We start from the raw sequence: 22,169 nt of genomic DNA on the forward strand, positions 1-22,169 counted from the left end.
CAGGGCCGCCGATGCGCACAGGAAGGTGGCCTGCGCTGGTGCGGGCTGGCGTCAGGCAGGAGGGACCTGTCAGTGGACATCCGGACGCCGGGTGAGGCGCTCGGTGAGGAGTCGGTTGGCCCAGTTCGGAGATATCTGGGCCGTCGCAGCCAGGAACCGGGCCTGAACGCCGACGGCGCGGTGGACGTTCCGGGGCCACCTCCGGTTGCGGGCCTTGACGCTGCGTTCCACGGCAGCGACAGCGGCGGCAGCAACATCGGTCTCGTTCAACCGCACGCCGAACGACTGGATGGCGCCGATACTGACACCCTTGACCATCCCGGTGTTGACGAACAGCGGCCACAGGTCGAGCACGGCAATGCCATGTTCCGTCCATTCCAGTTCCAGCGCCTCGGTCAGCCCGCGGACAGCGAACTTCGTGGCCGAGTAGGTGGCAAGATCAGGCTGCCCGTAGATGGCCGAAGCGGATCCCAGATTGAGCAGCACCGGCCTGTCAGCGTTTTTCAGGTACGGGAACGCGGTATGGGCACCGTTGATGGTGCCGATAACGTTGACGTCCACGAGTGCCCGGTGCCTTTCAAGATCAGTATCGACGAACGGCCCGGCAGACAGCAGCCCGGCGTTGTTGACCAGCAGGTCCAAATGGTCCTCGCACACGGAGGTCAGGGCGTCACGCCACTGTTGGGCGTCGCCGACATCGAGCGGTCCGGTGACGACAGTCGTGCCGTGCGCGGCAGCGATGTCCTTGAGCTCAGCGAGGCCGTTAGTTTCGATATCGAAGGCACCGACCCGCCATCCGTTGCGCAGCAGAAGGGCCGCGGTGGCGTGTCCGATGCCGCGGGCGGCGCCGCTGACGACGGCGACGCGGCGTGAGTGCTGCTCAATGGTCCGGGCCATGTCAGGCCGCCACGCGGTGGGACGCGGCGTCGGCAGTGGCGACGCGCCGCGCCCCGGCCTCACGCTCGGTGCGCAGGACGCGCATGTAATCGTCAAAATCCACCTGGATGGTGTGCCGTTTGCTGGCGACGTACCTCCTGGCGACCGCCTTCCGGTGGCGGTCGATCTCTGCGTTCATCTCCTCCGGTTCCGGCAGGGCGTAACGGCCCTGGAGGTGGTCGGCGGCCAGCTCGGACTGCCGCTCGGAGATCGGCATGATCGCACCGAGCGGCTGCACCAGTCCGATGAAATACAGTCCGGGCACCGTGGGGTGGAACATCCGTTTGTAGAGTCTGACCTCGTTGTCTCCGCCGGGGTCTAGGAAGTCACGGCTGAAGAAGGGGAAGGAGATCTTGTATCCGGTGCAGTAGACCACCAGGTCGGCCGCGACGCGGCTTCCGTCGGCGAAGACGACGTCGTCGCCGTCGAACCGCTGAATGGTGGGCTTCGGGACGACGGCGCCGTGGGCCAGCCGGTCGAGCACCCGGCTGGACATGGTCGGGTGGGCCTGGGCGAACTTGTGGTCGGGCTCCTGGAGACCGTAGCGGGACATCGGGCCGGTGGCTGCGCGCATAAGCAGCCGGGCGACGGGCCAGCGGACCCAGGACGGGATCTTCTCGTTCCCGGCGATCTCGTCGTAGGGCTTGCCGAAGACGTACTTGGGAATGATGTGCACCCCGCGCCGGTGGGAGAGGTAGGTTTCGGCCGCGTGGTAACTGGCGTCCGTGCAGATGTCCATGGCCGAGTTGCCCATGCCGAGCACCACGACCCGCTTGCCGACGAGCTGCTGCTCGTCCTTGTAGTCGTGGGAGTGCATCTGCTCGCCGGTGAAGGTTTCCGCGCCGGGGAAGGCGGGCTCAGGCATCCGGGGGTCCCAGTGGTGGCCGTTGGCGACCATGACCGAGCGGTAGAACCGGGTCTCCCCGCTGTTCAGGCGCACCTCGAAGCCGCCGCCGGACAACGGGCGCACCTGCTCCACGCCGGTGGTGAAGGTGATCTTGTCCCGGAACCCGAAGTGGTCCACGTAGGCGTCAAAGTATGCGGCGATCTGGTCGTGGCGGGCGAAGTTGGGCAGGGTCTCGGGCATTGGGAAGTCGCTGAACTCCATCCGGCTGCGGGAGGTGTTGATGTGCAGGGACTTGTACGACGCCGACACACCGTTGCTGTTGCCCCACACCCAGTTGCCGCCCACCCGGTCGGAAAGCTCGAAGCAGTCGAAGTCGAGTCCGCGTTCGTGGAGCACCTTGGCTGCCGTGATGCCGGAGGAGCCGGCGCCGATGACACACACGCGCTCGCGGTCGCTGCGGCTGAGATTGTCGGCGGAGGACGTGCTGTGGAATGTCGTCATTGGCGCTCCAGGGCTCTGAATATGACCGGTGGTCATGTGATGTGTGTCACTGTAGACTCCCCGACTGTGACGATCAACATCAACACCCCGACACGCAGTATCGGTCCCCGCGGCCTGGAGCTGCTCCACGCGTCTCCGGCGCCCGGCGTACCGGAGAAGGCGCCGCTGCTGTTCGTGCATGGGCTCGGGCACGGTGCATGGTGCTGGTCCCACTGGCTCGAGGGTGCAGCCGCGGCCGGCCATCCGGCATACGCGGTCTCGCTGCGCGGCCACGGCAGCAGCCAGGGGTCGTTGCGGACGGCCCGCCTGAGCCACTATGTCGACGACGTCGTCCACACGGCAGCCAGCCTGCCCCGGCGTCCGGTGCTGGTGGGACATTCCCTGGGTGGGCTCGTGGTGCAGCTGGTGCTGGCCCGGTACGCCGCCCGGGCCGGCGTCCTGGTGGCTCCCGTGCCGGCTCACCCTGCCGTGGGCTCCCTTCTGGCGATTGCCCGCCGCCACCCCGGAGACGCGGCCCGCCTGTTCCTCGGCAGGTCCTTGCCGCTGCGCCGGGAGTACCTGTTCAACCAGCTCTCCGGCCCCGAAGCCCAGCGGCTGGCCGACCGGTGCGGGCCGGAGTCGCCGCTGGTCCAGTATCAGCTGCTGATGCACCGCCCAGCAGGGCAGCCGCGTGGCGACGCGCCGGTGCTGGTGCTCGCCACTCCGGACGACGCCCTCGTGCCGCTGGCCGACGTGCGCCGCACCGCATCGCGCTACGCAGCCCCCGTCCTCACCTTCCCTGGCATGGGCCACGACCTGATGCTCGACCACGGGTGGCGCGCGCCCTTGGACGCGATGACCAGCTGGCTCGCCCAGCTGCCGCCGCGCTGAATAGCGACGTATCGCGCGCGGTCACACGGCGTCGGGGTTATTCCGGACCGAACGCGGCCTCGAGCACCGCGACCAAACGCTCGACGGCGGTATGCCGTTCCCGCCGGGCCGTGCTGCTCAACCCCAGCACCGGATCCAGGCCCGGGCTGTGCGGGGCCAGCGCGATGTGGGGCAGCAGCACCAGCAACAGGGCGAGGAAAGCCTCGAGGTCTGCCTGCGGACGCAGGTCACCCCGTTCGGAAGCGCCGGCCAGCAGCGGGCGCAGAACGGCGGCATAGTGCTCATTGGCGACCTGGCGGACCGCCATCCGCGCGGACCGCTCCGGTTCCACGTTGACCGCCACGGTCATGGCCAGCTCCAGGGGGTGGGAATGAAAGTACTCCTCCCACAGCACCACCAGCCCGCGCAGCGGGACGAAGAACCCGTGGCTCCAGTCGAGGGACCGGATGGCCACCTCCATGTCCGCCCGGATGCGGACGCTGGCGCGCTCGGACAGATACGCGTACAGGTCCGATTTATCGCGGAAGTACTGGAACAGGCTGCCCTTGGCGACACCTGCCTCGCGGGCGATGACGTTCAGGCTGCCCCCGGAGAAGCCGTGCCGGGAGAACTCATCCTCTGCCGCGCTGATCACCGCGTTGCGCCGGGCCTCCGGCAGCCGCTCCCACGTCGTCGTCGGCATCCAATGTCCTCCCGCTTGCGCTCACCGTCAGCCCCAGTCTCCCAGAGTCCCTGCCCGGCCCGGACGCGGACGCGGGAGGTAGGGTCTTGGCCCCGCGCCGTCGCACACCGCCCTAGAGTGATCGAATGACCATTGAACTGCGTGCGATGCCGGCCGACAGACTCCCCGCGTGGCTGGAGGAAACCCGCCGGAGCTACGAGCAATCGCGCATTGAGTCAGGCGAATCCGCGGAAGTGGCGGCACGAAAAGCGCGGGCTGGGATGGCGGCCTCGTTCCCGGGCGGAAAGGTCGCGCCCGGGCACCTCGTGTACGACGTCGTCGCTCGCGGGAGCAACGGCCCGTCCACGATCGTCGGGTACCTCTGGATCTCGCAAACAGAGGACAGGGCAGACGCGTGGTGGGTTTCGGATATTGAGATTCGTGAGGAGCACCGGGGCAAGGGCTACGGGCGTGCCGCGATGCAACTGGCGGAGGCCGCCGCAGCCGAACAGGGAGCTGCGACGCTGGGGCTCAACGTGTTCGGCTACAACTCCGTGGCGCGTGAGCTGTACGAATCCCTGGGCTATGAAACCGTCTCCACGCAGATGCGAAAGCCGGTAGGGAAATGAAAAATCGAAAGCTGCCACGCCCGGACGTGACGACGGTGGAGCTGATCGGCGGTCCCGAGCGGGTCGAGGTGGCCCTCCACAGCTACGACGACCGGTGGCCGGACGTTTATCAGACGCACCGCCGCCGGATCGAGGCCGCACTCGCGCCCACACGCGTAGAGATCGAGCACATCGGTTCGACGTCGGTTCCCGGCCTGGCAGCAAAACCGATCATCGACATTGTGGTTGCCGTGGAGGACACCACCGCCGAAGAGGACTACCTCGCTCCGCTCATCGCCGCCGGCTATGAGCTGCGGGTGCGGGAACCGGGGCGCCGTCTGGTGCGGACACCGGCCCGTGACGTGCATGTGCACCTGTACGAGCGCGGCGATCACGCCGTGGAGGAGTACCTCCTCCTTCGCGACCATCTGCGCGCCAACGCGGCGGACCGCGCGCTCTACGAGAGCACCAAGAGAACTCTGCTCAGCGGTCAGTGGGAGGACATGAACGACTACGCCGACGCGAAAACTGACGTCATCCTGGCGATCAAGGCTCGCGCACGGGCCGCTCGCGGAGCTTCCTAGAACAGCGGCCAGGGGACTGCAGGCATGTCGCCGCTCGGAGCCGGAAACACCGCGGCTGAACGCAGCCGGGCGCAGCGGGCGGCAAATGCCGCAATTTCCTCGGCGGTGAGCAGCTTCGCCAGCTGCGATCCGAGTTCACCCTCCAGTCCCTCAAGCACCCGGTCGATGCCGGCAAGTTCCTCGGCGCTCAGCTCCTCGCCGATCCAGCCCCACAGCACGGTGCGCAGCTTGTGCTCCTGATGGAAGGTCAGGCCGTGGTCAACGCCGTACCGGTGCCCGCCGGGCATGGCCAGGACGTGGTCGCCCTTGCGGTCGGCGTTGTTGACCAGGACGTCGAACACGGCCATCCGCCGCAGCGCCGCAGTGTCCTCGTGAATGAGCGAAACAATCCGCCCGGCCTCGTCGGAGCCCTGCAGCACCTCTTTCCACCCAGTCTCCGGCACCTCGTCCTCCGGCACCAGATCCACCGGAGCCTGCTCCGGGTCGGTCTCCTGCCAGAGCTGAACCATGCCTTCACCGAACCGGCCGTCCCGCAGCCAGGTGCGCGGCACAATGTTCCAGCCCAGCGTTTCGGACACCAGGTAGGCGGCGACTTCGCGGTGGGCCAGGCAGCCGTCGGGAAAGTCCCAGAGCGGCTGCTCGCCGGCAATCGGCTTGTAGACCACCGCGGCGTCGCCGATGCTGCCCAGGAAGGTGGCGTTGGACGCCGTGGTGAGGCGGCCGGTGAGCGTGAGCTCGGCGGTCACCAGGTCGGGCGCGGGCATCAGGCCTCGGGGAAGGTGCAGGTGTGCCCGTCGGCGTCGATCGGCTGGCCGCAGATCACGCAGATCGGCCGGCCGGCCCCCACCACCTCGCGGGTGCGCTTGGCGAAGGCCCGGGCGGTGCCCACCGGCATCCGCACGCGCAGCACCTCTTCGGCGTCGTCGGCCTCGTCGTCGTCATCCTCGAGGAAGCCGTCGTCGTCCTCATCCACCTCGCCGAGGGGGTAGGCCTCGATGACCACCTGCGCCGTCGTCGGGTCCCAGCCCAGGCTCATCACGCCGGCGCGGAACTGTTCCTGAACGGCGTCGAGGTCGTCATTGTCCACGAGCTCCAGGGGAGTGCTCGCGGGAACGTGGAAGGGGTTGCCGTCCGCCGTCATCAGCTGGTCGAGGATCTCGTCAATCTTCTCGGCGAGCTGGGCGGACTGCAGCTTCTCCAGGGCAATACTGACAATCTGCTTTCCGGTGCGTACCTGCAGGTAGAACGTGCGCTGGCCCGGGACGCCGACGGTACCGACGACAACGCGGTCCGGCCAGTCGAACTCATGAACGGTTGTAGGCATGGAACTACTCTAGGCTCATTGGGCCGGAGGTGCCGCGTGCCCTGCGCCACCACCCACCGGCGCATCCTCCGACGTCGGGCGGGCGGCGAGCCAGGACAGGTCCCCGGCGTCGGTGTTGGTGGCCAGGACGGTGGGCCGCCCCGCGCCGTAGTGGACGATCGACACGGAGGCCGGACCCACGTTGATGCGCTGGAACATGTCCAGGTGCATACCGAGTGCGTCGGCGAGGACCGACTTGATGATGTCCCCGTGGCTCACCGCCACCCAGACGGCGCCGGGCCCGTGCTCGGCCTCGAACGCGGCGTCGTGCCGCCGGATGGCGGCCACCGAGCGGGCCTGCATCGCGGCCATGGACTCGCCGCCGGGGAAGGTGACGGCGGAGGGCTGGGACTGCACCGTCTTCCAGAGCTCCTCCTTCGCGAGCTCCTCCAGCGTGCGGCCCTGCCAGGAGCCGTAATCGCACTCGGTGAGGCCGTCCTCGACCGGGGTGTGGGGGGTGCCGGCCTGCCGGTCCAAGATGAACTGCGCGGTCTGCCGGCAGCGTTCCAGCGGACTGGACACCACACCGGCCAGGGGGACGACGGCGAGCCGGTCACCGGTGGCGGCGGCCTGGCCGCGGCCCACAGAGTCGAGTTCGACGCCGGGGGTCCGGCCGGCCAGCAGCCCGGAGGCGTTGGCGGTGGTGCGGCCGTGCCGCACGAGGATTACTGTTGCCATGCCCCCAGCCTAGTTCTACGGGCGGGGAAGGGGCGGACGGTGGCTGCGGCCGGCGTCGTGCTTTAGCTGTCTGTGGGGTGTGTTCGTTGGACGATGCCTGTCCGGACGCGTCACCGGCTCGTCTCGGCACTCCCCACTTTCCACGGCCCGACTTCATGCTCGCCGATCGTCGCGCCACCATACGTAGAGAAGCCACACCGCCAGAGCCCAAAGGAGTGCCGCCATGATGATTGTGGACGGCGACGGCCCAATACTGCATTTCCCCGCCACGGCAACCAAATCAGTACAGGTTCCCGACCGCCAGAACATCGCCACAATGCCTGCAATCGACGTTGCGATGGCAGCAAGTAGCCAGTTGAAACGACGTTTCCCCCGCTTGATCACGATTTCATCCCAACCGCCTGCAGCGCTGGCCCTGTTGTCCGCACACTACGTTGTGCCCGCCGCCGAAGAAACCTCTGCATTGGATCAGGGTCCAGGCAGCCGGCTTGCCTGTTTCGGTTCGTGAGGGTAGCTGTGGGCACCCGGTTTCTAACCGCGACGCCGTTCCCCGTCCGCCACCAACGTAGTGACCGCGTTCTGTCTGGAGTTTGAACATGCACGAGTCTTATGGCAACTACTACGCCACACACCAGCTCGCAGCTCATTACGACGCCGACTATGCGTGCCGCCCTGATATCCCCTTCTACCTCGCGCTGGCTCAAGAACTACAGGCGCAGGTTGTCGCGGACATCGGTGCAGGAACCGGTCTTCTATGCAGCCGCCTGGTGGAGCAGGGTCACCAGGCAATAGGGGTTGAGCCACAAGAGACAATGCTCGCTCTCGCTAAATCACAGCCGTATGCCTCCGATGTCACTTGGATTCAGGGAACGGCAGTTGATCTAGAGGACGCGTGCGCGAATCTGATTCTGATGACCGGCCATGTGGCACAGTACTTCCTCGATCAATCCGCTTGGGTAGATGTACTGCTCCAAGCGCGCCGGGCGCTACGCCCTGGCGGTCACGTTGCCTTCGAGATTCGCAACGCCGCCGTTGAGGAATGGCGTGAGTGGGCTGACGAGGCTCCTCGTGACGTCGGGTGGGGAACTGTGCGTGGGGAAGTCTTGCAGGACGGGGACCTCATTACCCATGTGGATCGCTGGAACGTAGGCGACAGGAACTGGGCCACAAGTGAAACGCTACGTTTCCCGTCCTGGGATGATGTGATCGATGGGATAAAGGACGCAGGACTTCATGTCGCTCTGGTTTGGGGAGGCTGGGACCGAGAGGGTGTTGGCCCGGCGTCGCGAGAATGGATCTTCGTTCTCACTGCCACATCATGACGCCGGCAAAGGGGGCTACTAGCTGACGGGCTCGTATGGTTCGCACCGGGTCTGAAGTTCTGTGACGGCTGTTGTCCAGGTATCGGCGTTCAGGTTCCACGAGGCATCTGGATTTTCTGCCTTCCGCAGGACGTTTTCTGTGGGGGAGGACAGCTCTTTCACCAGGGGAGCGATTTCCACAGGGGCCTCCTTGGCGATAGCCAGGACTTCGTCGTGGAGCGGGCGTGCCTCCTCCGCGCCCATTTCGACGCCGGTTGTACCGTCGCCGATTTTCACTACCGAAACCACCCGGGTCAGCGGTCCTTGACCGTCTGTTCCTAGGAGTTTGAGGCATGACTGCTCTTCGGTATCCGCAGCCCCTGTTTCAACGGAGGGCTCGGCAGATGCCGAAGGAAGGGGCGGCTTAGCCTCAGCTCCCACGGTGGCTGCGCCACAGCCGGTAAGGAGTAACAGCGCGAGGACAGGGCTGATGGCAGATATTCTCATGGTTCCCCCGGGAGATTTAGACGGTTGTGACAATCTAACGGTTGATTGCCCGCGCGTCGAGGGATGCTGTGTTCTGCTCGGCAGGATCCTTAGGCATGTCGCGCTGCGGTATCGCTTCAAGGAACGGAATCGTGGCACCTTCATTGGGATCGGATCTAATCTATGTTCGTGACAGTAACTGCTGCCAGAGTGACCGAAAAGATGTAGGGGAGTCATGAGCACATTTACTCAAGTTGCCCCATTTTTTGTTTTCCCCGCCTTGGCCATGGTCATCGGTGTCTTTAGGTCCTGGCAGGGGTTGTTGGACCGGGAAAGGTATCTTGCCTGGGGGTTGGGTCTGGCCTTGGGAATCCCCGCGCTTGTGACCGGCATTCTCGTGCTGACGCCTCATCCCGGCACGCCGAATGAGGCCGACCCGGGGCTGGGTTGGTTTGTGCTGGCGTGGACCAACGGCGTTCTTGGTGCCGTAGCTGTAGCCGCGATTGCGCTCCTCGACAAGATCTCAACAGGCAGCCATGATTGTGCTGAGCCAACGGCAAGGGCCGCGACGGGAAAGTCAGACGGGTCGCACGTACATAGTCGATGCCGCCTTTGACTACTTCCTGAGCGGCGCCGAATCCCAGGAAGCCGACGGCGGGCCACAGTCGTTCGCTCAAAAGGACTGTTTCTCGAACCAGGCATTTGCTCTTGAGACCGCCCTGTCGATCTCTGCTGGAGGCCGTTCATGGAGAATGGCGAAGGCAAGCTGCTGGAGCCGAAAGGTATTCCGCCGGACGGAGGCCCGGCGCACCTCCGCAGCATCCGCAATGAGTGAAAGTTTTTTCCATCCGTTCCAAACACCCACGCAGGCGAGGTCGGTGGACAGGTCGCTTCGGGAAGACAGGTCCCAGTCGAGAACACCCGATACGCGCCCGCCTCCCAGAAGACGTTGTGGCCCCCGAGATCGCCATGGGCAAACACTTCCTTGACCGGCTCAAGGTTCACCAGCGCCCAGATCGCATCCATGGCTTGCCTCTGCACCTCCTGCTTCAGGCGTGGAAGTACTTCGTCGCGCTGGATCCGATACCACTCCGGCCCCCCACAAAATGCCAGAGGCTCAGCGAGCAACCCTGCGATTGGCTCCGTGGGAATGGATGACACCTGGGCGAGCAAGTCCTGGAGCTCCGATGGCTCACCTTCACCTGCAGGACAAGGTGCGCCGGGCACCAGCTCAACCGCAACGGCTGAAAACTCATCCAGCGTTACGACCGGGCCCAACGATCTGGGTACGTGGAACCCGATCGATACCGGAATGCTGTCTACTAGTTCCTGGCGCTTTCGCATCTCAACGTTCATGCGCGGATCGCGTCCGATCCGAACCGCGGCCGCCCCATGCAGCAGAACAACAATATGAGCTGACCCGATCTCTACAACCTGTCGCTGAGCCGCTTGTGCAGCCGGCGACAGGTCCTTAATAGCGATATCCACGATCGAGTGAAGAATGCCGTCTTCCATGCTCCCCATGACCCGAAACTAACAGGGCTCTGTCGCAGATGCGCGCTTTGCCACTAGGCCGCATAAGAAACAGGCACGGCTTTGCACCGCGTTGTTCCCGGCGATCGAGTCTCGCGGCCCGGTCCTTTACCGGAACATTTGCGGGCTTAACTCATTCCCATTTACAGGCATCCTCGCTTGATTCATAGTCAAGGCATGAGAGTGGTCGGTATTCTCCCCGAAGACGCCCCCGATCCCCGTGTTGAATGGGCCGAAAACCTGAAGCGCATGCCTATTCCGGTGCTGGGGCTTGTACCCCAGCCGTCGCTGGAGGACACGGACTTAGTCAGCCTGAACTCCGCCTCGGGTGAACATGGGTACAGCGAAATGACAGCGAGCATCACATACACTCTCTGGCGAAACCCGGATGATCGCTCAGACCCGGTTAACCTCGCGGACCTCGACGAGGAGACCCGCAGATCGATCGAGGAAGTTCCGCCCTGGCCCCGGCCTCCGTGGCTGATCGAGCAGGTGGAGCGAATGCGCTATCCGCAGCTGTGGGAGGCCGTGCGAACCACTTGGCACCGCGAGCCGTCGGAGCGTTCTTCGGTTCAAAGCCTCCTGGCTGACCATGTCAACTACATCCTCATGAACCAGTACCGGCAAGAGCTCTGGCCAGGGGCCAGCCCCTGGGACCAGCACGCTCCCGGACTAACCGGCCGGATGGTCAACGGCAACGCCAGAACCGTCGTCAACGGAGTCGACGTACCCGGTGCAGAGGTCGATACCGACCCGTTCGTCTACGGCGTCGGAGCCCGCCTTACCGGCGGCGGCGTCGTGACCGCCGTACTTCCACGCACTGAACTCAAATGGATCCAGGTCCGGTTTGCGACCCGGGGCTGACGGAGCACGCGACGCTAGTCGCTCCCAGGGTGCAGCGACGGATCCGCATCCGTTTCGACCCATCGGGTGAACGTGACCGTCAGACCATCCCGCGTGGGCGAGGCACAAAACGGGCCGGCCGCTGCGCTCGCGTTCTCGCTCAGGGGAGCGACGCGGATGAGGCGGAAAGGTTCATCGCCGGCGCGTGCCCTGATGGTGACAGCGTCACCGGATCTGCTCAACCTCACTGTGATGACCTGACCGATCCACTCCGGAACAGGTGCCACCGACCAGTCCGAGACCTCATGCGTGACGACGGCACCAACCTGCGGAATCCCGTCGGAAACCTCGACGCCGGCCTTGATCCACACCGACTCCGAGACGTGCAGGAAGATTCCCGCCTGATCGAACTGCTCCGAGTAGTCCAGCAGGAACGAGACCTCCATTGCGCCCTCGGCAGCTAGCGGCGCAAGGAGAGCATGTGCGCTGTCATGGACGAACCCATACGAGGTGTGCCTCCACGCATCACTGTGCCCGGCCGCGGTCACCTGCAGACAATTCCCGTCAGCGACGACTTGTATCGGCGGGTTACGCCACGTCCCCCGGCCCCAGGCAATCCGGTTTTCTTCGGCCTTTGTCATCGCGCTCAATCTCCCCGTGCGAGTCTTGAAATCCTTTTACATTGTCCAAGCAGTGGTGCATGGGCCTGCACTTGGGGCGATTCAGTAGCGGTCGTCGGTGGCTAAGCCGGCCCCACTCGTTTCACGCTCCCATGAAGATAGTTGGTGAAGCCCAGAGGTTCATGTGTATTGGCTACTGGTGAGCGCCGTCGTCCGTGGCATTCTCCAACCAATCCCTTATTCCGTGTCGAACAGCGAAGATACCGGCAATCAGGGCGAGGGAAACAAAAAACCCGAAAAGGATTGCCGGGCCTCCAAACTTCGTCCAGAACAGGGCATGTGCACACACGCCGGCAAAGACCGCTGCCATGAACGCAAGCGAAGCCGCCATAACGTTGGTCCATGCGACTGTCGGGCTGTCCAGCGACCTTTCCGTCAGGACAGCGGAGACGAGCTGCCACGCTGCCACCAACGCCACTTCAAAACCGATGAGCCCGACCGTAATTCCTGCGGCGTAGGGGAAAGCGAGATACTCGGCTTCGGGAAATCTGCCGGCGTAGCTGTCACCCGCCTGCGGAATGAGAATGAGCTGAAGCAGTAGTGCTCCGAGAGCTAGGACTGCGAACGCAATGCGCAAAGGCAGGGCTTCCTGCTTCGTCATAGCAACATCATCTTCCTATCTCACGGTTGTTTCACCTGCTTTGGGAGGAGCGGGTGCCTCAGCTCCAGGAACGCGTGGACAGGACCACCAGATAGCCGTCAGGATCAGCGATGGTGACCCCATGCTCGTCCCAATACGGATTGCGTGCGCCCACCCGCCGTCCGCCTGCATTCTCAATGCTCTCCAGAAGCTGGTCCTCAACCGGACCCTCAAGATAGAGAACCAGAAGGTCCTCCTCGCTAGGCGCGGGAGTAATTTCCCGGTCCAGAACCAGCTCGAGATGCCAATTTCCGCCCGGCCAGCCGATAAACGCCAGCTCCTCCAGCGTGCCGGTTTCACTGGGCTTCCGCCCCTCCAATGTCATACCGAAGCCTTGCACCCAGAAACGTATGGCGGCATCCATATCCTTGGTGGGCCGTGCAATTCTGATGTGGGCGGCAGCGAGGGAAGTCATATATGAAGGCTACAAGTGACATAGAGCAGTTCAGCGGGATTCGGGTGCCCTCCGCCCGGTAGTGTCTTGCGAAAGGTTGTCAGCACCGTCATGAAGTCCGGGTGTGGAGTCCGGGCGTGACGTCCCGCCCCGTTATGGAAGGCCCCGTACATGCCCTCACCGCTTGTCCCGCTTCCGCCGCGCCAGGTCGGGATTGCTGACGCGGCACAGTTCACCGGCACCGCACCGGAAACGATCCGTGAGTATCAACGGATTGGCCTGCTGGCCGAGCCCGCACGGGGCAGCGACGGCGGCGGCAGGTACGGCTATGAGGACATGATCCGGCTGCTGTGGATCCGCAAAATGGTCGACGCCGGGATGGCCGTGGATGACATCCGTGAAGTCTTTGCCGACCCGGCTCCTGCCGGTGATGACGACGGCGGTGACGCCGCCGTCGTCGTAAAGCGCATGCGCACCGTGGAGGGCCGGATGGACCTGCTCTCCGACGTCGTCACGGGACGCCTCAAGGAGCTGCCGGCGGGCTGGCTGCGGCAGGCGGAGTTGGACAGCCTGCTGGTCATGGAACGGATTTTCGGGCCGCTCGGAGCGGCCGTTAATACCGGCCGTTACACCGTCATGGCCGCGCACCCGGGTCTGCGGGAGGAATCGGACCGCGTGGAGGCCGCCGAGGAAGCGCTCGATGACACGGTCGCCGTCGAGGACCCCCGCGTGGCACAGGCCGCCGCTGACCGGCACGCCTTCGAAGGGAAACTGGACGCCGCCAGCACCAAATCCGGCCAGGCGCAGAGCGACGATAAGCTTTTCGACTCCTGGGATGCCCTGAACCCCGCCGGCACGGCAAGTGGGGAGGACGCCGGCGCGGGGGAAGCGTGCGTAAGCCTCATCGACGCCGTCAAAATGATGCCCTACGACTACTCCCCGGCCCGCCTGCGGTGCCTGGAACTAACCGCAGAGCTCGCCGCCAACGAGCCGAACGCGTCCCCGGCTGCGGCGGCTAAATAGCGGCTACGCCGTCGCCGGGTCCATGCTTGATAAGCGGGCCTGACGTGCCGCTGAGACGGGTGCCCTGCTCGGTGGTGGCGGCCATAACCAGCACACCAAACTCGAAGCCTGAATACCGTATCCGCTTAAACCGGCCGGCCTTCGGTTCGGCTAGTGCGCCTGGGCCGACAGCCGACACAAAAACATCGTTGGCCTCGTCACCACTGGCAATGAAGGTCACCCGGCGCTCATATACCTCCGACTCGAAGCGGGCGCGCAGCTCAATGACGAACTCGCCACCGACTTCCACGTCGGGATGCATAACGCTCCGGTCCCCCATGGAGACTTCGCCGGCGGGCTTCAGCGTTTTGTCCGGCTGGCGGACCAGTACCGTCGCGCGGCCTTCCCGAATCTTGCCGTCCTTCGCCCATGGGACATCATCACGGGGATAACTTCCCAGAGTCACCTCGGCCTTATTCACAACGCCTGATCCTTTCCGAAGCCATAGGGCAAAACATTACGACGGTTTTCGAGCGCCGATCGACACCCGCATCCGTACGGCTAGGACGCGATCAGCGTCCCCAGGCCGTGAAGTGCCGCTGCAATGGTGGCCGCCGGGTCGGTCGCCTCGCTGTGCAACGCCCACCAGCTGAGTGCTTCCAGAAGCACGGTGTGCACCGCCGTCCCGGCGGAGACGGCGACCAGGCTCCGCGGATCTTCGCCGCGGCGTGCTGCCACAAATCCGATGATGGCGTGGCGCCAGCCCTCGAACGTGGCAGAGCGGTTGGCCCGGAGTTCAGGGGTGAGTGCTATCAGCCGAAGCCGAATACGCATGACTGCGAGGTCCTCGGCGTTCTGGTCGAAAACCCCTGCCACTGCGGCGGCTACGGCCTCGATGACCGGAAGGCCGTCGTCGGCGTTATCGAGTTCCAAGGTGAGCGTCTCAATCGACGATTCAATGCCGCCCCAGACAATGTCGGCTTTGGCGGGGAAGTAGCGGTGCAGCGTCCGGGCGCTCATTCCGGCTTCCGCGGCGAGCGATGCCATTGACGTGTTGCCGTAGCCTGCGCGCTCGATGAATCCGAGCAGTCTTGACCGCAGTGCTTCCGGGTCGGCGATGGGCGGCCGGCCGATCCGCGGTCTGGTGTGCTCCATTGGCTAAGCCTAACCACTAGGCAGGGACGGACTTATGGCATACCGTGTCATAACTATCCGTGCACGTGCCAAGGAGGTCACTGTGTCTTTTCCTTTTCCCGATGTATCCAAAAACCCCATTGCCGAGCTGATAGCGCTCAATGGGCGCGCGGCACTCATCACCGGTGGAGCGCAGGGGCTAGGCCGGGCCATCGCAGAGCGGCTTGCCGAAGCGGGCGCCAACGTTGCCCTGGCCGATCTGAACGTTGACCTTGCCGCCGAAGCCGCCCGTGCAATCGGGGAGCGGTACGGTGTCACCGCCGTGGGTGTACGAATGGACGTCACCGAAGAGCAGTCCGTAACGCAGGGCGCTGACGAAGCAGCCGCTGCTATCGGAGCCATCGGCGTGTGGGTCAACAATGCCGGACTCTTCCCCAGCGTGCCGGTACCGGCCATGTCGGTGGAGGCCTGGGACCAGGTCTACGCAGTGAACACCCGCGGCACTTTCCTGGGTGCCCGTGAAGCAGTGAAGCAGATGGGCGGCAACGGAGGAGTCATCGTCAACATCGTCTCCACCGCAGGTTTCCAGGCCCCCGCCCCGGGCTTGTCCGCCTACGTGAGCTCAAAGCACGCTGTCCGCGGCATGACGAAGGCAATGGCCCTCGAATTCGCGCCGCTGGGCATCCGTGTTCTCGGGGTAGCCCCGAGCTATGTTCCCACCGAAGGCAACATGGCAATGGCCACCGCCATGATGGAACAGGCAGCCGCCGCGGGAATCGAGCTGCCGGAGATGGACGTGATGAACCAGAGCCTGATCGGACGCACCGGTACCCCGGATGACATTGCCCGCGTTGTGCTCTTTGCCGCCAGTGACCTCTCCACCATCATGACCGGCAGCGTCCTGCTCGCCGACGCCGGGGAGACGATCTGACATGACCCGGACAAACGGCGCAGCGGGGGATTACGACGTCATCATTGTTGGTTTCGGCGTCGCCGGAGCCGCGGCAGCGATAGAGGCAGCGGACGGGGGAGCCCGCGTCCTGGTACTGGACAGTTCCTACGGCGGCGGTGCCAGCGCCCTCTCCGGCGGAGTGGTGTATGCCGGCGGCGGCACCCGGTACCAAACGCAGGCCGGTTACACCGACAGCCCGGACAACCTGTTCGCTTATCTCCGCCAGGAAGTGGGGGACGCCGTCGACGAGGAAACACTGCGCCGCTTCTGCCGGGAAAGCCCCGGGATGATCCCCTGGCTGGAGCGCCAGGGCGTGTCCTTTGGCAGCGCCGTCGCACCGTATAAGACGTCCTATCCGACGGATAAGCACTACCTGTATTTCTCCGGAAACGAAAAGGCGTATCCCTACCGGGAAACCGCCACCCCTGCTCCCCGCGGACACCGTGCCCTTGCCAAGGGCCTCGCCTCGGGGAAGGTTCTGTGGACGCATCTGGCCGAGTCCGCCAAGCGGAAAGGCGTGCATTTCATCCCGATTGCCCGGGTCGCCGACCTCATCATGAACGACGGCGCAGTCAGCGGCGTGAGGTACCGGGTACTCGAGCAGTCCCACCCCTCCGCCGCACGCCATCGGCGGATGACAAAGGCCTCGGCCAAAATCGGCAACTGGGCCCCTGACCTGGTCAAGGGAACCACCGCCCGGATGGCACGCATCTGGCAGGAGGGATCGGTTGAACGCGAAGCGCTCGCATCCACGGTCATCCTGTCTGCCGGCGGTTTCATCTACAACAGGGACTGGGTGGCCAAACACGCGCCGGAGTTCACGAAAATCTCCCCGCTCGGCACTCCCGCCGACGACGGCAGCGGCATCCAGCTGGGCCTGGACGCAGGGGGCGCAACGGCGAAGATGGGCAACGTCACCGCATGGCGGTTCCTGTCCCCGCCCAGTGCGTTCATTGAAGGCGTGGCTGTCGGGCTCAACGGCCGCCGCATCGCCAACGAAGACCTCTACGGGGCCACGCACGGAAACGTGCTGATGCGCCGGTTCGGCGGCAAGGGCTGGGCCGTCTATGACGCCGACAACTGGAAGAAGGCCCGCAGGCAGTTCTGGACCCAGACCCAGATTTTCCACAAACTCACCGCAGCGTTTACGTTCACGCTCGGGCACACACGTGCCCGTACATTGGAGGAGCTTGCCGCGAAGACCGGTGTTGACCCGGCGGCAATGATGGAAACGGTCTCCGCGTACAACACCGGAATCGCCTCGGACTCCGGCGACCCTGCGCACAAGGAGGCCGAGGTGTGCCACCCCGTAGCCAAGGCCCCGTTCTACGCGGTGAATATCTCCGACGACGCGTCACCTTTTTCGCCGATACCGGGCCTGACCCTGGGCGGACTGGTGGTTGACGGGCGGACCGGACGGGTCAAGCGCGACGACGGTTCCGCCATCGCCGGGTTGTATGCCGCCGGGCGAACGGCGGTCGGCGTTTGTTCGAACAGCTACATCAGCGGCCTGTCCCTGGCGGACTGCATCTTCAGTGGACGCCGGGCGGGGGCTCACGCGGCATCCCTGCTGGCCGGTCCTGGTGCCGGGGGTGCGGCTGGGGGTGCGGCGGAGGGCGCCCGGGGCTAAAGCCGATGTCGTGCCTGATCAGCGGTGGATCAGACCGTGGTGCTGTGCCGGCGTCGGACCGTGAGGACCGCGAGCGGAAGCAGGACCGCGGTGGCGAGGACGGAAAGCACGGGGAAGCTGCTGGCCGCCAGCAGGGGGCCGGCGGCGAAGGCCGCGACGGCGCCGCACAGGTTCGCGAGCGCGTCGACGCCGCCCTGGGAGGATGCGCGGGTCTCCGCCGAGACGACCCGGCTGAACAGGGCGGAGCCGGCGACGTTAACGAACGACCAGCCGACACCGAGCAGGAACAGCGACACCATGATCCAGCCGGCGTCCGCAGGCCGGAGGGCGCCGACGGCCGCGGATGCTCCGAAGACAAGGATGCCCGCCACGATGCTGGGCCGGTGCCCGTAGCGGTCCACAATGAACCCGACCAGGGGTGCCAGCGCGTACATACCGGCGATGTGCAGGCTGATCGTGATGCCGATGACCGTGATCGATCCGCCCTGGTGCGCAAGATGCACCGGGGTCATCGTCATGATCGACACCATCACCACCTGGGCGGAAAGGATGGCAATCATGGCAAAGCGGGCCGGCCGGTTGATGCGCAGTTCCGCGAGGATGCGGCGGACCGGAGCCCGTTTCTTCCCGGCCGGTGCCGCGGGGGAGGGGGCACTGGCCTGCAGGGTCAGCAGGGGGTCCGGCTTCAGCCGGAGAAACACAACGACGCCGGCCAGGGCCAGGCAGGCGGCGGCCACCAGGAACGCCCCGGCGAACACGGACAGTCCGGTAGCCCGGTGGATGATCTCGCCCGGCACCCCCAGGTTCGGGCCGAGCACGGAACCGATGGTGCCCACCCACACCACAAGGGCCAGGGAGCGGCCCTTGTGGTGCGGCTCGGCAAGATCGGTAGCAGCGAACCGGGCCTGGAGGCTGACAGCGGACCCGGCGCCGATCAGCAGCAGCCCGATGAACAGCGGCACCACCAGGCTCCACTGGGCCGCCGCAACCAGAAGCGCTGCGCCGGCGGCAGCGGTCCACCACCCGGTGGCCAGGGCGATGCGGCGGCCGCGGCGGGCGGCCAGATTACCCAGCGGCAGGCCGAGGAGGGCGGCCCCGAGCGTACTGGCCGTCCGCGCCAACCCCGCCCACGCTTCGCTGTTGGTGACTTCCCCTGCCAGCAGCACGCCGATTGAGGGGGCCACGCCGACGCCGACAGTGCCGATAATCTGCATCACAACAAGCACGCGCATGGTGCGCCGCTGCACCAGGCCCAGCGGGTCCGGTGCGACGGCGGGATACGGCCCGCGCGCGGGCGGCTGGGGGTCTGACACTGGCGTCCTTCGTCGTGAGGGGCTCGAGGCGGTTTGCCGCGCACGGCCGCTGGCTGGCGAACCCCAGCCTATCCGCCCCCGCCGGCACCATGGCAGGCCGGTGCGCCTGCTGGCCAACACTTTTTGTGCACCGGATTCCGCCCAAGTATTGCGCAGGGGGAGCAAACGGAATCCAATAGCCCAATGACGGAAGAGACCGGCACTGCCACATCAAAATCATCACCCGGGTTGAAGCGGGCCATCGGGGTGCCGCTGCTGTTCGCGTTTATCGTGGGCGACACCCTCGGTGCCGGCATCTACACCCTCGTGGGGACCATGGCCTCCGACGTCGGTGGTGCGATCTGGCTACCCCTGCTGATCGCGCTGGTGGTCGCGCTCCTCACCGCCGCAACCTACGCGGAACTGATCACCAAGTACCCGCACGCCGGCGGAGCCGCCCGCTATGCTGATCGGGCTTTTGGCATCCCCTATGTGTCATTTCTGGTTGGCTTCCTGATGATGGCCTCCGGAATCACCACGGCTGCCGCGCTGGCGAACGCCTTCGCGGGCGACTACCTGACGGCGCTCATCGATGTGCCGGCAGCCCCCGCAGCGGTTGCGTTCATCATCCTGCTGACCCTGATCAACCTTCGCGGCGTCAAGGAGTCCCTCGCCGCGAACCTGATAGCTTCCATCATCGAAGTATCCGGCCTGGTCATCGTCATTGTGGTCTGCGCCATCGTTTTCACCTCCGGCAACGGTGAACCCTCCCGGCTCCTTGAATTTGCGCCGGACGTGCCGCCCCTGCAAGGCGCCTTCGCCGCATCGATCGTCGCGTTCTTCTCTTTCCTGGGTTTCGAGGCGGCAGCAAACATGGCCGAGGAAGTACGTAATCCCTCCAAGGCCTACCCCCGCGCACTGTTCGGCGCCATCTGCACCGCCGGGCTGGTGTATCTCCTTATCGCCCTCGGCGCCGTCATCGTGATGGACCCGACGGAGCTGGCCGAGTCCACCGGCCCACTCCTCGCCGTCGTCGGCGCCAGCGGTGTCGCCATCCCGCCGGGACTCTTCAGCATCATCGCGCTGATCGCCATTGCCAACGGAGCGCTGCTGTTTATGGTCATGGCCAGCCGCGTCGGTTACGGCCTGGCGGAAGCGGAACTGCTCCCTCGCGCCTTCAGCCGCGTGCTGCCGGGCCGCCGCACCCCGTGGGTCTCCATTGTGGTGGTGGCCGGGCTGACGATTGTCCTGACCCTCACCGGAAATGTCGCCTCGCTGGCCGAAACCACCGTGCTGCTCCTGCTCCTGGTGTTCCTGTCCGCGAACGTCAGCGTCCTTGTCCTCAAAAAGGACAAAGTGGACCATGAACACTTCTCCGCCCCCCGGTTCATGCCGGTCCTGGCGATCATTGCCAGCATTGCGCTCCTCACCCAGCAATCCGCGGCTATCTGGCTCAGTGCAGCCGTCTACGTGGCGATCGGATCCTTGTTGTTCCTCGCTGCACGGGCGCAACGCAAGCACGAGGACCGTGTGAACCCCCGCTGACCCGCAGTTGCCGGTCCGGTGCACGCAACCGCAGGCTGCTGGTCGCAGGTAGTCGCCCCGGGATTCAAGGGTGTGACGGCCCGGGCGCCTGTGTGGCAGGCTGGGCGCACGAGATAGCCGAATCCATGGGAGGGTGACGTGAGCGCAGGGCGTTGGGGGCTTGCCGGGGCGGGCAAACAATAGGGATAAGTCCAGCTCAACGTCCCGACGGATCGGGGCCCACCACCAGGCAGGTGCTTGAGGCGGTAGCGAGGACCCGGCCGGCGGCGTCGCGCAGGTCCGCTTCGACAAAGGCTGCGTTGCGCCCGGTCTTGGTCACCCACCCGTGGGCGGTGACGGTGCCCGTGTCCGCGGTGGCCGGCCGCAGGAAGGACACCTTGAGCTCGAGGCTGGTGTAGCCGACGCCGGCCGGCAAAGTCGAGTGCACGGCGCAGCCGCAGGCCGAGTCCAGGACGGTGGCGAAAAAGCCGCCATGGACGGAGCCGATGGGGTTGTAGTGCGATTCGTCAGGCTCCGCCGTCATGACGACGTCGCCCTCGCTCACGCTGACGAGCCGCAGGCCGACATGACTGCTGATCGGCGGGCCGGAAACCTCGCCGGCGGCCAGCGCCTGCAGGTGCTCGAGCCCGGTCCGCGAGAAGATGCGCGCGACGTCCCGTTCCGCCGGGGAGTATTCAAGCGTTTTGGAACGCATTTCGGAAGCGGACATCGGGTCTCCTTGAAGGCTTGTGGGTGCTGGGATCCATAGCCACAGTAATGCAGGCCACACACAGGGCAGCGCAGGACTGCTTGCGGAGCAGATGCAAAGAAACGTTTGCAAATAAACCTTTGCACTGGCATGCTGGCTCCATGACCGCAGAACCACTGCCCGAAAAGCAGCCCGCCCGTGACGGTGACCGTGTCCTCGACGGCCCCGTACTCAAAGCCCTGGCCCACCCGCTCCGGGTGCAGCTGCTGGACATCCTGTCCCAGTACGGGCCTCAGACCGCCAGCAGCATGGGCAAACGGGTGGGGGAATCCAGCGGAGCCACCAGCTACCACCTCCGGCAACTGGCACGGCACGGCCTGGTCCGCGAAATCGAGAACCGGGGCTCGGGACGCGAGCGGTGGTGGGAACGCCCGCGGGGCACCCTGGCCGTCAATACCTCTTCGTCCGAACAGGACCCTGCCGTCCGCGAGGCGGCCCGGCAGGTGAACCGGCACTTTGTCCAGGGACGTGCGGAGGCCCTGGCTGCCTTTACGTCAGGCAGCCCGTCCGAACTGCCGGCAGAGTGGGCGGACGCCGCCATGCTCAGTACCCTCAACGCCCAGCTCACCGCAGACCAGCTCCGGAAGTTCACCCGCGAAATGGAAGCGATCCTGCGGGAAAAGCTCGAGGCCTACCGGAGCGAACCCGGAACCCCCGGCGCCCGCCCCGTCCAACTGCACTTCAACGCCTTTCCCCTCATCGATTTCCAGGAGCAGCCATGAGTTCCGCCAGCCTCGGGTACTACCCGCCCGCAACCGTTCATGCAGGATTCACCTCCCGCGCACTGATCCGCCTCGGCACGGCCTTCATCGCCGCCGGCTCCCGGCTCGGCCGGCCCGAAGGGCCCGAAGTTGCCCTGTTCCGGCAGCACCTTGAGCGCCGAACGGACGCACGGGCCATCGCCCACAGCGGTCTTTACCCGCTGCTGTAACGCCGCGGTG

At 65.5% G+C, this 22,169-nt stretch carries 27 protein-coding genes; 13 read left to right on the forward strand and 14 right to left on the reverse strand.

Going from position 1 to position 22,169, the window contains the following annotated elements; all coding sequences use genetic code 11:
- Window positions 1–69: 69 nt before the first annotated feature.
- Complete coding sequence (locus QWJ37_RS14935) at window positions 70–897, reverse strand: SDR family oxidoreductase (protein WP_290245788.1); 828 nt, start codon at window positions 895–897, stop codon at window positions 70–72.
- Window position 898: 1 nt separating this feature from the next.
- Window positions 899–2,284, reverse strand: coding sequence for an NAD(P)-binding domain-containing protein (locus QWJ37_RS14940; protein ID WP_290245789.1), 1,386 nt, complete (start codon window positions 2,282–2,284; stop codon window positions 899–901).
- 66 nt (window positions 2,285–2,350) lie between these two features.
- Between QWJ37_RS14940 and QWJ37_RS14945 the strand changes: the two genes are divergently transcribed.
- Window positions 2,351–3,154 carry an alpha/beta hydrolase gene (locus tag QWJ37_RS14945; protein WP_290245790.1) on the forward strand — a complete coding sequence of 268 codons (804 nt, stop codon included), beginning with the start codon at window positions 2,351–2,353 and terminating at the stop codon, window positions 3,152–3,154.
- A gap of 37 nt (window positions 3,155–3,191) precedes the next feature.
- Here QWJ37_RS14945 and QWJ37_RS14950 read toward each other — a convergent pair whose 3' ends face one another.
- Window positions 3,192–3,836: a TetR/AcrR family transcriptional regulator gene (locus QWJ37_RS14950; RefSeq protein ID WP_290245791.1), complete on the reverse strand. Its 645-nt coding sequence runs from the start codon at window positions 3,834–3,836 to the stop codon at window positions 3,192–3,194.
- Window positions 3,837–3,961: 125 nt separating this feature from the next.
- On the opposite strand from QWJ37_RS14950, the gene QWJ37_RS14955 reads away from it, so the two are divergent.
- Window positions 3,962–4,444 (forward strand): GNAT family N-acetyltransferase, encoded by a 483-nt coding sequence (locus tag QWJ37_RS14955; RefSeq protein ID WP_290245792.1) that lies wholly within the window; start codon window positions 3,962–3,964, stop codon window positions 4,442–4,444.
- Window positions 4,441–5,007 (forward strand): GrpB family protein, encoded by a 567-nt coding sequence (locus QWJ37_RS14960; protein ID WP_290245793.1) that lies wholly within the window; start codon window positions 4,441–4,443, stop codon window positions 5,005–5,007. Before QWJ37_RS14955 ends, QWJ37_RS14960 begins: the two co-directional genes overlap by 4 nt.
- Here the strand turns inward: QWJ37_RS14960 and QWJ37_RS14965 are convergent.
- From QWJ37_RS14965 to QWJ37_RS14975, 3 genes are read right to left on the reverse strand one after another with little or no spacing between them, the layout of a single operon-like run.
- Window positions 5,004–5,771, reverse strand: coding sequence for an SCO1664 family protein (locus tag QWJ37_RS14965; RefSeq protein WP_290245794.1), 768 nt, complete (start codon window positions 5,769–5,771; stop codon window positions 5,004–5,006). The two genes, QWJ37_RS14960 and QWJ37_RS14965, sit on opposite strands and share 4 nt — an antisense overlap.
- Window positions 5,771–6,331: a DUF3090 family protein gene (locus QWJ37_RS14970; RefSeq protein ID WP_290245796.1), complete on the reverse strand. Its 561-nt coding sequence runs from the start codon at window positions 6,329–6,331 to the stop codon at window positions 5,771–5,773. Before QWJ37_RS14970 ends, QWJ37_RS14965 begins: the two co-directional genes overlap by 1 nt.
- A gap of 15 nt (window positions 6,332–6,346) precedes the next feature.
- Window positions 6,347–7,048, reverse strand: a complete 702-nt coding sequence (locus tag QWJ37_RS14975; protein ID WP_290245797.1) for a histidine phosphatase family protein — start codon at window positions 7,046–7,048, stop codon at window positions 6,347–6,349.
- Between the two features lie 223 nt (window positions 7,049–7,271).
- Between QWJ37_RS14975 and QWJ37_RS14980 the strand changes: the two genes are divergently transcribed.
- Window positions 7,272–7,556 carry a hypothetical protein gene (locus QWJ37_RS14980; RefSeq protein ID WP_290245798.1) on the forward strand — a complete coding sequence of 95 codons (285 nt, stop codon included), beginning with the start codon at window positions 7,272–7,274 and terminating at the stop codon, window positions 7,554–7,556.
- A gap of 88 nt (window positions 7,557–7,644) precedes the next feature.
- The gene (locus tag QWJ37_RS14985) at window positions 7,645–8,370 is read left to right on the forward strand and encodes a class I SAM-dependent methyltransferase (RefSeq protein WP_290245799.1); all 726 of its coding nucleotides are present in this window, start codon (window positions 7,645–7,647) and stop codon (window positions 8,368–8,370) included.
- Window positions 8,371–8,388: 18 nt separating this feature from the next.
- Here QWJ37_RS14985 and QWJ37_RS14990 read toward each other — a convergent pair whose 3' ends face one another.
- The gene (locus tag QWJ37_RS14990; RefSeq protein WP_290245800.1) at window positions 8,389–8,856 is read right to left on the reverse strand and encodes a hypothetical protein; all 468 of its coding nucleotides are present in this window, start codon (window positions 8,854–8,856) and stop codon (window positions 8,389–8,391) included.
- A gap of 214 nt (window positions 8,857–9,070) precedes the next feature.
- Here QWJ37_RS14990 and QWJ37_RS14995 point away from each other — a divergent pair, with 214 nt between their 5' ends.
- Together QWJ37_RS14995 and QWJ37_RS15000 are read left to right on the forward strand one after the other, a co-directional pair.
- Window positions 9,071–9,451, forward strand: coding sequence for a hypothetical protein (locus QWJ37_RS14995; RefSeq protein WP_290245801.1), 381 nt, complete (start codon window positions 9,071–9,073; stop codon window positions 9,449–9,451).
- Between the two features lie 1,094 nt (window positions 9,452–10,545).
- Window positions 10,546–11,232 carry a hypothetical protein gene (locus QWJ37_RS15000; protein ID WP_290245802.1) on the forward strand — a complete coding sequence of 229 codons (687 nt, stop codon included), beginning with the start codon at window positions 10,546–10,548 and terminating at the stop codon, window positions 11,230–11,232.
- A gap of 14 nt (window positions 11,233–11,246) precedes the next feature.
- On the opposite strand, the gene QWJ37_RS15005 is transcribed toward QWJ37_RS15000, so the two are convergent.
- The 3 genes from QWJ37_RS15005 to QWJ37_RS15015 form a co-directional block, all read right to left on the reverse strand.
- Entirely contained in the window at window positions 11,247–11,852 is a 606-nt protein-coding gene (locus QWJ37_RS15005) for a DUF1349 domain-containing protein (protein ID WP_290245803.1), read from the reverse strand.
- A 172-nt stretch (window positions 11,853–12,024) separates the two neighbouring features.
- Window positions 12,025–12,492, reverse strand: a complete 468-nt coding sequence (locus QWJ37_RS15010) for a DUF2975 domain-containing protein (protein WP_290245804.1) — start codon at window positions 12,490–12,492, stop codon at window positions 12,025–12,027.
- Between the two features lie 58 nt (window positions 12,493–12,550).
- The gene (locus QWJ37_RS15015; protein ID WP_290245805.1) at window positions 12,551–12,946 is read right to left on the reverse strand and encodes a VOC family protein; all 396 of its coding nucleotides are present in this window, start codon (window positions 12,944–12,946) and stop codon (window positions 12,551–12,553) included.
- A 150-nt stretch (window positions 12,947–13,096) separates the two neighbouring features.
- Here QWJ37_RS15015 and QWJ37_RS15020 point away from each other — a divergent pair, with 150 nt between their 5' ends.
- Window positions 13,097–13,948 (forward strand): MerR family transcriptional regulator, encoded by an 852-nt coding sequence (locus tag QWJ37_RS15020; protein ID WP_290245806.1) that lies wholly within the window; start codon window positions 13,097–13,099, stop codon window positions 13,946–13,948.
- On the opposite strand, the gene QWJ37_RS15025 is transcribed toward QWJ37_RS15020, so the two are convergent.
- Together QWJ37_RS15025 and QWJ37_RS15030 are read right to left on the reverse strand one after the other, a co-directional pair.
- Window positions 13,941–14,408 carry a hypothetical protein gene (locus QWJ37_RS15025; protein ID WP_290245807.1) on the reverse strand — a complete coding sequence of 156 codons (468 nt, stop codon included), beginning with the start codon at window positions 14,406–14,408 and terminating at the stop codon, window positions 13,941–13,943. The genes QWJ37_RS15020 and QWJ37_RS15025 overlap by 8 nt on opposite strands.
- An 80-nt stretch (window positions 14,409–14,488) precedes the next feature.
- Entirely contained in the window at window positions 14,489–15,082 is a 594-nt protein-coding gene (locus QWJ37_RS15030) for a TetR family transcriptional regulator (RefSeq protein WP_290245808.1), read from the reverse strand.
- Between the two features lie 82 nt (window positions 15,083–15,164).
- On the opposite strand from QWJ37_RS15030, the gene QWJ37_RS15035 reads away from it, so the two are divergent.
- Together QWJ37_RS15035 and QWJ37_RS15040 are read left to right on the forward strand one after the other, a co-directional pair.
- The gene (locus QWJ37_RS15035) at window positions 15,165–15,992 is read left to right on the forward strand and encodes an SDR family oxidoreductase (protein WP_290245809.1); all 828 of its coding nucleotides are present in this window, start codon (window positions 15,165–15,167) and stop codon (window positions 15,990–15,992) included.
- 1 nt (window position 15,993) lies between these two features.
- A complete protein-coding gene (locus QWJ37_RS15040; RefSeq protein WP_290245810.1) occupies window positions 15,994–17,643 on the forward strand; it encodes an FAD-binding protein in 1,650 nt (549 codons plus the stop codon).
- A 29-nt stretch (window positions 17,644–17,672) separates the two neighbouring features.
- Here the strand turns inward: QWJ37_RS15040 and QWJ37_RS15045 are convergent, their stop codons facing one another.
- Window positions 17,673–18,956: an MFS transporter gene (locus QWJ37_RS15045; protein WP_290245811.1), complete on the reverse strand. Its 1,284-nt coding sequence runs from the start codon at window positions 18,954–18,956 to the stop codon at window positions 17,673–17,675.
- Between the two features lie 183 nt (window positions 18,957–19,139).
- Here QWJ37_RS15045 and QWJ37_RS15050 point away from each other — a divergent pair, with 183 nt between their 5' ends.
- On the forward strand, window positions 19,140–20,480 hold the full coding sequence (locus tag QWJ37_RS15050) for an APC family permease (RefSeq protein ID WP_290245812.1): 1,341 nt from the start codon (window positions 19,140–19,142) through the stop codon (window positions 20,478–20,480).
- A gap of 196 nt (window positions 20,481–20,676) precedes the next feature.
- Here QWJ37_RS15050 and QWJ37_RS15055 read toward each other — a convergent pair whose 3' ends face one another.
- Window positions 20,677–21,189 (reverse strand): PaaI family thioesterase, encoded by a 513-nt coding sequence (locus QWJ37_RS15055; RefSeq protein ID WP_227904788.1) that lies wholly within the window; start codon window positions 21,187–21,189, stop codon window positions 20,677–20,679.
- Between the two features lie 140 nt (window positions 21,190–21,329).
- On the opposite strand from QWJ37_RS15055, the gene QWJ37_RS15060 reads away from it, so the two are divergent.
- A complete protein-coding gene (locus QWJ37_RS15060) occupies window positions 21,330–21,950 on the forward strand; it encodes a helix-turn-helix domain-containing protein (RefSeq protein WP_227904790.1) in 621 nt (206 codons plus the stop codon).
- Window positions 21,947–22,159: a hypothetical protein gene (locus QWJ37_RS15065; RefSeq protein ID WP_227904792.1), complete on the forward strand. Its 213-nt coding sequence runs from the start codon at window positions 21,947–21,949 to the stop codon at window positions 22,157–22,159. Before QWJ37_RS15060 ends, QWJ37_RS15065 begins: the two co-directional genes overlap by 4 nt.
- Window positions 22,160–22,169: the final 10 nt, after the last annotated feature.

The sequence above is a fragment of the Arthrobacter sp. YD2 genome, from assembly GCF_030410475.1.
GTDB classification, from domain to species: domain Bacteria; phylum Actinomycetota; class Actinomycetes; order Actinomycetales; family Micrococcaceae; genus Arthrobacter_B; species Arthrobacter_B zhangbolii.